Source organism: Sphingomonas sp. S-NIH.Pt3_0716 (assembly GCF_003950715.1).
Lineage (GTDB): Bacteria > Pseudomonadota > Alphaproteobacteria > Sphingomonadales > Sphingomonadaceae > Sphingobium > Sphingobium yanoikuyae_A.
In genome coordinates this window covers 1-9,693 of sequence record NZ_QLJK01000061.1, presented here as the reverse complement: position 1 = coordinate 9,693, position 9,693 = coordinate 1, and the positions used below count along the sequence as shown (strand labels likewise).

Genomic DNA, 9,693 nt, shown 5'->3' with positions numbered 1-9,693 from the left:
GACCGCGACGGTGACAGCATGCGCCGGGTCAAATCCCCTTCAGAGGCTTGACGACCGGCTTGACGACAGGCACGAACGAAATAACAACAGACGTAGCCAGCACGGCCCTGTCTCCGGGGGGGCGACATCATCTCGGAACGAAGGGGCGCAATCATCTCGGAAACGAGGGGCGGCTTCATCGGAATCGGCAAGCTGCGCACTGTCTGCTTGGCTCCGATGGCATCATCTTGCGCGCTGCGTCGCGCGCGGATGAGATCGCGTACCGCCTCGTGCGCTTCGTCCGGTATCCAGATTGCGGTGAGTTCGCCAGCGCGTAGCAGCCGCGCCAGGGTCATCGCGTCACGCCGGTCCGTCTTTACATGGTCACCCGTGTCATCGGTCCTGCAATTCTCCGCAAAAGTGGGCTTTGAAAATTCCCTAGTTGGTGGCCCCTTCATCTCATTCTGCCGGGGCTAGCCCCGGCAGAATGAGATGAGCCGACATCGTCCTCATCTCCTTTGCAGACGCGGAGACGGGGCCGATGGCTGACCTCGTTGTCCGCGTGACCGTCATCGACGAGACGCCTGTCCGCGACCCTGACGTGGTCGACGGCGATCCCGACTACCTCACCCAAGCCGTGGCGGCCGCCGACGACGGCCGGACTGGCCGTCCTGGCAATTCGGCTACTAGCCCCTCCCAACCACGATCCCGACCCACCCGAGCCCGGCCTAGCGCCGGGCTCTTTTCGTTTCAGGAGCCCGATATGCCCGCCTATCTCACCCGCTTTTCCTGCCTGCTCGACGTCGGCACGGTCGCCAATGTCGTGCGGGCCTTCGACATCTACACCGCGCTCATGGCTGACAACGCTCGCGAGGACCCGCCCGCCGAGCCATTCCTCCTCTCGCTGACGCCCGAGCACGGCGCGACGCGCCTCTGGCTTCGCGAACCCGGTACCGCCGATCCGCAATTGCTGATCACCTTTGTCACGCGCTGCGCCAAGACGTTCGCGCTCACCGGCACATGGGGTTTCAGTGGGCCGGCACCGCCTCTGAGCTTGTCGTCGACGGCTTTTCCGGCGGCGCTCATCTGCTGGATCTCGGCACAGGCCGCACGATTGAATGGATGAGCACCATCCGCTGGCTCGCAGAGGGAGGTGCGCGATGATCCCCGATCATGCCCGCACCAATTTCCAGACCCTGCTGCGCGCCGCGGGAAGCGGCGATCTGGCGCTGATGGAATGCGCGGACGCCGCGACCGGCGAAACGCGCTACGTCATCTGCGCAGTCGGTCGTGATGGCGCAGAATATATCTTCACGCCGTTCGGCCATCTGACCAACGGCAATCCATACGATGCTTACCTTGCGCCCACCGATCAGGCGTCGAGGTCATCTTGACCACAGCGTTGCACCCTGATGGCCCGGCCTCGAAGGAGCGCCGGGCTATCTTCGTTTCAGCTTTGCCGGTCCAACCTCAATCTTCCCAGCCTGAGTGCATTGCCGATGACGCTGACCGAGGACAGCGCCATGGCGGCGGCGGCGATGATCGGCAAGAGCAGTATCCCGAAGGCCAGGTACAACAGACCCTCTCATCCTGATTGTCGCGCGGCACACCGATAACCCCGACAAGCCCGGCCACACTCGCCGAAACCAGGAATTGCCTTCTTCCAATCGTCGATATCTCCAAAAGGAAAAGTTAGATCGGTTAACAATCGGCCGCGCCGGGACCTAATCATGGGGAGGAGGGCCGCCGCCGTTTTGGCGAGATGTTCTCGCCCTTGGTGCTTTCAAGAACATTCAACATTCTTAAGAAGTGGGGAGCAAGCCTCCAGACACAGGCCTTCTGGACGCGTTCCTAGAGCAACCGGCTCCCATCATCAGCTTCACGACTGGATACGGCCGCTTCCGTCAGATCGAGACGCTCCCGGAAGAAGCGACATCTTGGTGTAGAAGCTCCCACTAGGCACCTTCCAATCAATACCTTACGCTAATTCATGACGTTATCGATCGAGATCGAATCTATCACAGCCTCATTAACCGGTCCGGACCGTCCGCCCGGCCCGATGTATGTCACGTTGGAGCGTAGATCGCTCATATTGAAGAAGTCATCTAGCTGCAGCGTGAAGTTTCCTGGCTCGAGATCAAAGACGATGTTCATCGACCGCCGCCACGGCATTGATGCGCCATCGGGACGAATATGAGGCATCTGAAGGATCGCAGATCGTTTTACCCCGCTCTGGCTCGTGAGCGTCAACCATAGCCGAAGTCAATCAATCCTGATGGCAATCCTGTTCAAATGCTGCAGGCGAGATGCAAGTTCGCTTATCCCGTGAACGCGAATTCACCTTGGACCGATGCTTTCGGCCCGCGAGCTGTCGGGCCGAGAAGACGCGCATCCCCAACCAATGTGTAGACGGCGTGGCGTTGCCCGCCGCGGTTTTGGTGGTCGACGCGATAGCCCTGATAGTGGCGGCGCAGGAATCCTGCATTCACGAGCTCGGAAACCACACGGCTGAGATTGCTTTTGCCGGCGGTTCGAATGCGCACGCGCATTTCCTCAGCGATCGCCCGCTGTGCATCCTCTGCATCGCGCGGGAGCGATCCACCTCTGATGAGGTCTCTGTGCACTCGTTCGGCCAACGTTGCGTTACGTAGGCCGCGCTGGGCCATGGGCGTCAATGCGTCGCAAAGCCAGTCGCGCAGCGAAACAAGCTCGTTGTCCCGCTTGATCCAGGGACCGGCGCTCCCATCGGGGCCGGCAACCTGGGCAATTAGGTTGAGCAGCATGAAGGCGTAGCGGGGGCGGCTTGAGACCTGCGCCAATCTCTCGAGCAAGGCTGCGATATCGCAGCTGGTGGCAGGCTTGAGAGGCGTGGTGGGATGAAACATAACGCGACTGAATCAAGCACATACAAGGATCAAAGTGAATCCGGAATCCGCACCATCAAGGGGGCGTCACATAAAACGGGCACAGATAGACGCTAACGCCTGAAGGCGTCGGAAAACACCTGATTTTCGGTGCCGACTGCCCTTCAGTGGACGTGGTCCGTCGATATTATGAGGCTAACCATCGCTCGCTGTTGGGCGACGTCGCACATTTTCTGCATATTGAATTTTGATTATCGGGAGAACCATATGAGGTGTCTTGCCACAAGCAGCGCGGTGAGCGCCGCTCTGCTTCTTTTCAATCAGTCGGCACAGGCTCAATATGCGCCCGTCGATCCAATGCCAATGGGGCAAACGGCGACCAGTACGATGGCGAATAAACTGTCTGGCGACATCGCCAACGGGAACTCGCGGTCCAATTCGGTATCGGCCCGATGTCTTGCTGATTCTGGTCCGGGACCGGAGAGGCGCGCGATGGAAGCCGAATATAAGCGCCGGTTAGCTGCAAAGGGAACCGCGAATGCGAATGCATGGCGGGCCGAACATGGTCGCCGCTATCGTGCGGCTCTCGTTGCAGCAGGGAAGTGCAAATAGTTAACCGATTTTGCCTGCTATTCCGGTAGGCGGCAATCACCTGTTTGTCGCACATAGTTGGAACGACCGGCCTTGGCCGATAGCCGCCTGTCAGGTCGGGAGTAGGAAATTGCGATAGTTGCCGCTCCCGCTCGTCAGGGGGCCGCGTCATAGAGCCATTGGGCTCGGCTCCCCCCAAAACGGGCCGATGCTGACTCGATCTGCCATTCGAGCATTACGCCGTTATCGTAATTTCTCTCCTTTGATGTTTCCGGTTAAAACACCTTGAAATAACGCCATCGATTGGACAGATCTAATATTTACTTTACGAAGCTCGCAACATCACTCATTTTACCTCACTGTAATCATCTACTACATAGAGCATTTGTTGAATGTTTTTCTCGATGATTTCATGGCGAGCATCGTCATCAACGACGGTGCGAGGGGCAAAACTGGGGTTAGCGTTGATTGATATGCATGATAAAGATCAGGCTTCCCAGAGTAGATGCATGAGGAGGGATAATTGTCGCTATCGACCTCGTTATGCCAACTGCCGCAGCGACGATCGATCATGTGGAGATCGAGGAAGTCCCAGAACCTACGATACCAGGTTTCGTAGCTACGACGCCCGGTACGTTTGAGCAGTGCGGCGGCGGCGGTCACTGCCTCTGCTTGCACCCAATGTGGGCGGTTGCTCACGGAAGGTTCGTCCTTCGAATCGACGGTATAGAGAATGCCCGGCTTACCGTTACGCGCCCAGCCAGTGGTGACACCCGCGTCGAATAGGCCGATCGCGTCTGTGAGCAGCCAGTCTGGCGCTACCTCTCCGGCTCGGAGCAGCGCGGCTTCGAGTTTGAGCAATAGGTGGGACCATTCAAGGAAATGCCCTGGGGTCTGGCCATAAGGTCGCAGATCATTGCAAATGTCGTCCGCATTATAGTCGAGGATCGGGGCCCAGTTCCGGTCGAAATGCTCCAGCAAGCGGTAGTTACGCTGACTGGCGAGATCATGCACGATGCGCGTGACGATACGCAACGCCCGTTCACGCCAAACGGGCGCATCCAGAACGTCGGCAAGAGCCATTGCCATCTCGGTCGAGTGCATGTTGCTGTTTGCGCCGCGATAGTCCTCCTCGTCACTCCAGTCGGCGGCGAAACTTTCGCGCATGGCACCTTCCTCGTCGGACCAGAAGCGATCTTCGAGCACTGGTAAAACATGCGCCATAAGCGTATCTGCGCCCTTGGCCTCTGCGACAATCGCTGACGAAGCCGCAAGCCCGACGAAAGCATGGACATAAGCCAGCTTGCGTCCCCCCGTGTCGCCTTCCATCGGAAGCCAACCGCCGTGCCGTTCGTCGCGCAGCGGCCCAAGCAACGCGGCAATGCCATGCTCGACCAATGGCGCACAGCCGGGCAGGCCTTGAACTGCGCCCAAGGCGTAAGCATGAGTCATCCGCGCGGTCACAATCGTGTCGGCATGCGCGTCATCGGACAGGAAGCCGCGATCATCGAGCGGGGCGAAGCCAGCGTCCACACGCGACTCCTTCGAGAAATCGAGCAACTTCTGCCCCTGTGTCTCCAGCCATTGATGGTGAAGAGGGCTACGCAGCCAGCTATCGGATGGTACGGAGAGAGTAGCGAGCATGTCAACCATTGACCGGCATCCCGCCGTTGACGTGAATCGTCTGTCCAGTGATGTACGACGCTTCCTCGCTGGCGAGGAAAACATAGGCGGGTCCGACCTCACTCGGCTGGCCGATACGACCCATCGGCACATCCTTGCCCATGTCCGCAACCATCTGTGGATCAACGGGGCCGAAGCCAGCGGGCTGGATCGCGGTCCAGATCGGTCCTGGCGCGACCTCGTTGACGCGAATACCGCGGGGCGCGAGTTGTTGGGACAATGCGCGTGTAAAGCCCATCATCGCACCTTTCGTGGCAGAATAGGCGACGAGCCGCTTGTTACCGACGAAGCCGTTTACAGATGTGGTGGCGATGATCGAAGCACCTTCGCCAAGGTGTGGCAGAGCAGCACGGCTCATCCGGAACATTGCGTCGACATTGACGCCAAAATGCCATTCCCAATCTGCATCGCTGATCTCGCCGAGTTCATCTGCGGCCTTCTGGATGCCGGCATTATTGACTAGGATGTCGAGCCTGCCGAACGCGGCAACGACTTGCTCGATCGCATTATCGCAGAAAGTTGGCTCGCGCAGGTCTCCTATAACTGCCACCGCCCGTGCGCCTTCGGCCTCAATCGCGCGGATCGCTTCGGCACCGTCATCCGCCTCCTCGGGCAGAAAGGTAATGGCTACACTGGCGCCCTCGCGGGCAAAATGCAGTGCGACGGCACGGCCAATACCGCTGTCGCCGCCGGTAATCAGCGCGCATCTGCCGGCAAGGCGCCCCGAGCCCTTGTAGCTTGCCCGAATATGCTCGGCAGATGGCTCCAGTTCGCTTTCGCGTCCGGGCATGCGGTTCTGAGACTGAGGAGGTATATTGATCATGAAAAGTGTTCTCCGTTCATTTTTGCAACTTCAGTTGAGCGGCGCGGGCGTGAAGCAGGAGCGGCGCACGAAGTAGTAATAACTTCGGGACCGGTCAGGGCACGGTGTCTTTCAGTCGAAGGACAGTCTGGAGGGTAAAACACGCGGCCAGCGCAACGGTTGCATCGCGATGCAACTAAAACTCATCAAGCTAGTTATGAAGTCAAGATACGGATTTTGGCCGGAGAGCGGAGCACCCGGGCCGACGATAATACATTCAACTAGGAGCCTTTGAATGCGTCTGACTCTCGCAGCGTCGTTGCTGGTGATCGCGGCACCTGTCGCCGCCCAAACGCCGGCTATGAGCCCCACTCATGTACCGCCAATAACGGAAAACGCGGATCCCGCCTTCGGTTCGATCGGGAAGGTGGAGATCGTGGCAAGCCTTCCTGACTTCGATCCGTCCGGCATCGCAGTGATCGGCGGCCGTTTGTTTCTGAGCCAGCCCAAGCAGGATATGGACACTGCCGGCCCGACACTCATCGAGTACCGCGACGGCCGTGCCATGCCTTGGCCTAGTTCAGAAATGGCGATGCCGTCCGCGCGCCCCGCAGCGGATCGGCTAATCTCTGCTCACGGCATTACCGCCGATACGCGCGGCCGGCTGTGGGTTCTCGACAACGGCAAAGTGAAGGGGAAGCCCTACGAACCTGGTGGGGCAAAAGTAATTGGCTTTAATCCCAACACGGGACACATCATCGCCAAACTGCTGCTGACGGGCTCGATGCTGCCAGACAGCAACATGAACGACCTTCGTGTCGACCTGACACACGGACGGAAGGGCGTGGTTTACATAACTGACAGCTCGGCAAACGACGCAGCGCTGGTGGTCGTTGACATAGCCACCGGGCGGCAGCGGCGCGTATTAACGGGTAACGCGTCCGTGATTCCTGATCCGGGCTACATGAACGTGCTGGACGGTCGCGTGCTTAACGGCGCGCAGAAGCCGCCAGCTATGCCCAGAGGCGGGGCAGACGGAATCACACTTAGCAAAGATTCCACGACGCTCTACTACGCACCAATTTCAAGCCGGCGGCTCTACAGCCTACCCACCGCTCTTCTTGCTGACTTTGCCGTGAGCGAAGCTGAGCTCGCTGCGGCGGTCAAGGACGAAGGCGAGAAGGGCGCAGCTGACGGTATCGCCACTGACGCCTGGGGTCGCCTCTACATATCTGCGTCCGATCATGACGCAGTTTTGCGCCGCAATCTTGACGGCAGCTTCGAGATGATAGCTCGCGATCCGCGCTTCGTGTGGCCCGACGGCTTATTTGCCGACAATTCTTACGTCTACGTTACGCTTGGCCAGTGGACGCGGCTGCCGCAATTCCATAACGGTGTTGATATGCGCAAGCCCCCCTTCATTGTCGCACGGATGTCCATCACCGCGCCATGACCGGACGCGGGCCAACCAGTCACGATGTTGCCCGTGCCGCCGGCGTGTCTCAGTCGGCGGTTTCGCGCGCTTTCACTCCTGGCGCTAGCGTTTCTCCTGAGATGCGTGCACGGATCGAGAAGGTGGCGGCTATGCTCGGCTACCGCCCCAGTCGCCTTCCCGGCATCATGCGTCGCGGCAAGAGCGGCATTGTCGCGGTTGTCGTGGGCGGCTTTTACAATCCGTTTCACACGATGACCCTCGAGAGCTTCACGCGCGCGCTGACCTCTGCGGGCAGACAGGTGATGCTTGTTCAGGTCGAAAGCGACCGTGATTTAGACGAGGCGGTCGGTGATCTTGTCGCGTTGAACATCGACGGCGTAGTGAGCGCCCTGTCGATCTCTTCATCTGAGGTCGCCGCAGTGCTCGATCGCCATCGCCTGCCGATCGTAACGCTCAACTCGGCGATCGAAAGCGAGTGGGTGCGCGCCGTCAATTCCGACAATAAGGAGACGGGCCGACAAGCTGCGCGCACCCTCCACGCCAGCGGTAGTCAAGAGTTTGCGAGCGTAATGGGTCCGATCGACACGCTCAGCCATTCCGCCCGTCCGGAAGGCTTCACCGAAGTACTGCGCAGACTTGGGATTGTGAAAGTCGAAGCGCTGCATGGCGGCTATGACTATGGCTGGGGGCGCGAGGCTGGATCGCTCCTTCTGGCTCAACCCCGGCGTCCGGACGGCGTGTTTTGCGGCAATGACCTGATCGCTGCCGGTATCATCGACCTCTGGGCTGAGCACGGCCTTCATGCGCCGGACGATTTCAGGATCATCGGATGTGACAACACTCCGTTTGCTGCTTGGCCCGCTTACGATCTAACCAGCTTCGATCAACGCAGCGACGATATGGCTTCATTCGTTATCGACGCGCTATGTCGCACCGACGCAGCGCCCTTGAAGCGAATGATCGTGCCGACCGCCTTGGTAAGGCGAAGTAGCTGCTGACCACGTCGGCAACTTTAAAGCATTGTCTGTTCGCTTAGGATAACGGCCTATCGGCTGAAAGCCGCCAGTCCAACCCGAACGCCAGAACGATCGCACTACGGCACCCCTAGTCGTGCCACCGCCAGCCCCGTCATCGATCAAGCCGCCTGAGCGCCCCCTGTGGAGGTGCTTTAGCGCTTACGACCGAGGGACAGATCACGCGTCTTAAACTCATCAAGAGACAGATGTACGGCCGCGCAAAGCTCGATCTGCTCCAAGCGCGATTGGTAGGTGCAACATGAGCCGACCCATCAGCAAAAGTAAGTCAGAGCCACTTCTCAGTGGAAATCAACACTTCAAGCGCGTGACGCAGGAGGCTCAGTTCCCGACGCACAGCATCAAAAGCTTCTACGGGATCATCCTGTAGGGGGTCTTGTTGGATCATGGTTGGAGCCTAGAGCCAAAGGCCCCGGCCTAGCGAGCGGCCGAGATGACGCTGGAAATCCTGCGACAGCGATCGGCCGCTTTGGACGGATAGACCGACGTCCTACGTGCGATTGCGCAGCAGCAGCAGCTTCAACTGTGGATCACGTTCATGGTGCCAGTTCGCCATTTCTTCACGCTCCCGCTGCAGGGCGATATATTTTGAGACATGGTTTGCTTTGTGCTGATGACATCCGTCAACGCGCCGCGCTGTGCGGCATAGGATTATGGGTCCTTCGCAAATCCTCGTCATCCGCACGAGCTACCACAAACTGAATATACTCGGTTCGATGGGATTGCACGCCGTTACCCACCATGACGCCGACCACTTTCGCGTTTTTGATACAGATCTGATCACCTCAGCCGCTGTTGCGCAGCGCGGTCGCGATCGCGTTGATCGACAGCTCGATGCCTTCCTTGATCCGGGCATCATCCTCGCCGGCGCGATAGCGCTTGAGCAATTCGACCTGCAACAGGTTCAACGGCTCGATATAGGGAAGCCGCAGCCGGATCGACGTCTCGGTCGTCGGGCTCCGTTCCAGCAGGCGCGACTGGCCAGTGGCCGCCAGCAGCCCGTCATGGGTCAGCGACCAGCCTTCGCGGATGCGCCCGAACAGCGTTTCCGCCTTGGCCTGGTCCTCGACCAGCGGCAGGTATCGCGCCGCAATGCCCAGGTCCGACTTCGCCAGCACCATCTCCAGATTGGCCAGCGCCGACTGGAGGAAGGACCAATGCTGCGCCATGTCGGCCAACAGCGCCTTGTCCTCGAACGCGGCGATCGCATGGCCGAAACCATACCAGCCCGGCAGCATCACCCGCGCCTGCGCCCAGCTGAACACCCAGGGAATGGCGCGCAGATCCTCGATCGCGGTGCTCTTG

9 protein-coding genes and 1 pseudogene are annotated in these 9,693 nt (G+C 59.4%); 4 read left to right on the top strand and 6 right to left on the bottom strand.

The window, feature by feature from the left end:
• Positions 1-197 precede the first annotated feature (197 nt).
• A pseudogene (locus BRX37_RS25340) lies at positions 198-368 on the bottom strand (IS110 family transposase); the annotation flags it as partial.
• 152 nt (positions 369-520) lie between these two features.
• On the opposite strand from BRX37_RS25340, the gene BRX37_RS27515 reads away from it, so the two are divergent.
• Positions 521-1,105 (top strand): hypothetical protein, encoded by a 585-nt coding sequence (locus BRX37_RS27515; protein ID WP_317210195.1) that lies wholly within the window; start codon positions 521-523, stop codon positions 1,103-1,105.
• A gap of 34 nt (positions 1,106-1,139) precedes the next feature.
• Entirely contained in the window at positions 1,140-1,373 is a 234-nt protein-coding gene (locus BRX37_RS25330) for a DUF6117 family protein (RefSeq protein WP_125990210.1), read from the top strand.
• Between the two features lie 589 nt (positions 1,374-1,962).
• Here the strand turns inward: BRX37_RS25330 and BRX37_RS26970 are convergent.
• The 4 genes from BRX37_RS26970 to BRX37_RS25310 all read right to left on the bottom strand — a co-directional run bounded on the left by BRX37_RS26970 (position 1,963) and on the right by BRX37_RS25310 (position 5,940).
• Positions 1,963-2,133 carry a hypothetical protein gene (locus tag BRX37_RS26970; protein ID WP_164522535.1) on the bottom strand — a complete coding sequence of 57 codons (171 nt, stop codon included), beginning with the start codon at positions 2,131-2,133 and terminating at the stop codon, positions 1,963-1,965.
• A gap of 164 nt (positions 2,134-2,297) precedes the next feature.
• Positions 2,298-2,864, bottom strand: a complete 567-nt coding sequence (locus tag BRX37_RS25320) for a hypothetical protein (RefSeq protein WP_125990206.1) — start codon at positions 2,862-2,864, stop codon at positions 2,298-2,300.
• A 942-nt stretch (positions 2,865-3,806) separates the two neighbouring features.
• The gene (locus tag BRX37_RS25315; protein WP_063975913.1) at positions 3,807-5,087 is read right to left on the bottom strand and encodes a D-mannose isomerase; all 1,281 of its coding nucleotides are present in this window, start codon (positions 5,085-5,087) and stop codon (positions 3,807-3,809) included.
• Positions 5,080-5,940: a glucose 1-dehydrogenase gene (locus BRX37_RS25310; RefSeq protein WP_063975914.1), complete on the bottom strand. Its 861-nt coding sequence runs from the start codon at positions 5,938-5,940 to the stop codon at positions 5,080-5,082. Before BRX37_RS25310 ends, BRX37_RS25315 begins: the two co-directional genes overlap by 8 nt.
• A 274-nt stretch (positions 5,941-6,214) precedes the next feature.
• Here BRX37_RS25310 and BRX37_RS25305 point away from each other — a divergent pair, with 274 nt between their 5' ends.
• Together BRX37_RS25305 and BRX37_RS25300 are read left to right on the top strand one after the other, a co-directional pair.
• Positions 6,215-7,372 (top strand): L-dopachrome tautomerase-related protein, encoded by a 1,158-nt coding sequence (locus BRX37_RS25305; RefSeq protein ID WP_206434226.1) that lies wholly within the window; start codon positions 6,215-6,217, stop codon positions 7,370-7,372.
• Positions 7,369-8,352: a LacI family DNA-binding transcriptional regulator gene (locus BRX37_RS25300; RefSeq protein ID WP_125990204.1), complete on the top strand. Its 984-nt coding sequence runs from the start codon at positions 7,369-7,371 to the stop codon at positions 8,350-8,352. The genes BRX37_RS25305 and BRX37_RS25300 overlap by 4 nt, the downstream gene beginning before the upstream one ends.
• Positions 8,353-9,173: 821 nt before the next feature.
• On the opposite strand, the gene BRX37_RS25290 is transcribed toward BRX37_RS25300, so the two are convergent.
• Positions 9,174-9,693 (bottom strand): phosphoenolpyruvate carboxylase (locus BRX37_RS25290; RefSeq protein WP_125990201.1); only part of this gene is annotated, 520 nt, incomplete at its 5' end.

What these genes read in the sequence shown, in the direction of transcription:
- BRX37_RS27515 (WP_317210195.1), top strand. Translation starts at nt 521, where the DNA reads ATGGCTGACCTCGTTGTCCGCGTGACCGTCATCGACGAGACGCCTGTC.
- BRX37_RS25330 (WP_125990210.1), top strand. Translation starts at nt 1,140, where the DNA reads ATGATCCCCGATCATGCCCGCACCAATTTCCAGACCCTGCTGCGCGCC.
- BRX37_RS26970 (WP_164522535.1), bottom strand. Translation starts at nt 2,133, where the DNA reads ATGAACATCGTCTTTGATCTCGAGCCAGGAAACTTCACGCTGCAGCTA.
- BRX37_RS25320 (WP_125990206.1), bottom strand. Translation starts at nt 2,864, where the DNA reads ATGTTTCATCCCACCACGCCTCTCAAGCCTGCCACCAGCTGCGATATC.
- BRX37_RS25315 (WP_063975913.1), bottom strand. Translation starts at nt 5,087, where the DNA reads ATGGTTGACATGCTCGCTACTCTCTCCGTACCATCCGATAGCTGGCTG.
- BRX37_RS25310 (WP_063975914.1), bottom strand. Translation starts at nt 5,940, where the DNA reads ATGATCAATATACCTCCTCAGTCTCAGAACCGCATGCCCGGACGCGAA.
- BRX37_RS25305 (WP_206434226.1), top strand. Translation starts at nt 6,215, where the DNA reads ATGCGTCTGACTCTCGCAGCGTCGTTGCTGGTGATCGCGGCACCTGTC.
- BRX37_RS25300 (WP_125990204.1), top strand. Translation starts at nt 7,369, where the DNA reads ATGACCGGACGCGGGCCAACCAGTCACGATGTTGCCCGTGCCGCCGGC.